Below are 1,145 nucleotides of genomic sequence, written 5' to 3'. Positions count from 1 at the left end.
CCAGCAAATGCCGCAGGCAAATTCACAGATGCAGCTCAAACGGTGACTTATGTGTATGAAAAAGCAGATGGTGCACCTGTCACGGTGAACTATGTAGATGGAGAAGGAAATGAATTAGCGGCTCCGCAAACCTTAACAGGGAAATATGGAGAGACTTTTACAGCTTTGGCTAAAGAGATTTCAGGATATATACTAAGTGATAGTCAAGTGAAGTCGGATCTTTTACGCGCTGTTAGTGGAACAACAAGCACGGCTTCTACTGTGACAGGAACCTTTACTGGAATTAGTCAAACGGTGACTTTTACTTATGAAAAAGTAAAAGAAGTACTTCCAGTAGAACCAACTCAGCCACAAGGTCCAACGACGCCTGTGAAATCAGATCCAATTCTTTCAACACCTACAGATCCTATCCAACCTGATTTAGTTGTAACTGATCTTAAAGTTGGGGTTCAGGTGATAAAGGCAGAAGATCCTGCTTCATCGTTACCTAAAACAGGAGATCAAACCAATCGGTCTTTACTAGGGATGGGAGGACTCTTTCTTCTACTTGGCGGTTATCTTCTCTATCGTACTCGAAGAGAAAAGAAAGAGAATTGATCGCGAATAAATAGAAGAAAAAGAGCTTAGAACAAAATGAAAAACGAACCTAAAACATGCAAAACCCATTTTTTGAAAGGGTTCGGTGTCTTGATTTTAGGTTCGTTTCTTTTTTATTTTGGATAAGCAGATGTAGGATATACGTTGAGATAAATCCTTTTTTCATTAAGATAAAATATGAATGTACAAGCCAACAACAAATAAATCCATTTTCATACTTTCCTCTGAAGGAGTCTTTTTCTATGAAACGAGTTGCCGCAAGGATGCTTCCTTCATAGCGATCAAGGAAGTGTCTATACATCCAAGTCTTATTACGAGCTTTGTCAACAAAACGCATTATCCGAAGTATGTCCCAAAAGGAAATGCCGGCGGATAATGCCTAATAGAATGTTTCTATTCCACGTTAAAGTGCGAAACATTCTATTTGCTTACTAGCAGCACCCAGAAATTTTACTATAAGTATAATCGATATTGTCTAAAATTTATAATAAAAATAGAATTCAACAAAAACTAGGCTACTTATCCCTTGTTCAGTACAAAGAATTAAC

Annotated in this window: 1 protein-coding gene and 1 pseudogene; both read left to right on the top strand. The window is 37.8% G+C overall.

The window, feature by feature from the left end:
- A partial coding sequence (locus HCK02_RS13855; RefSeq protein WP_167630682.1) for a MucBP domain-containing protein occupies positions 1–597 on the top strand: 597 nt, incomplete at its 5' end.
- A gap of 249 nt (positions 598–846) precedes the next feature.
- Positions 847–1,145 (top strand): annotated as a pseudogene (locus tag HCK02_RS14160) (hypothetical protein); the annotation flags it as partial.

It is taken from the genome of Listeria valentina (assembly GCF_011800755.1).
Classification (GTDB): Bacteria; Bacillota; Bacilli; order Lactobacillales; family Listeriaceae; genus Listeria; species Listeria valentina.
This window is presented reverse-complemented; position numbering and strand designations above follow the sequence as displayed.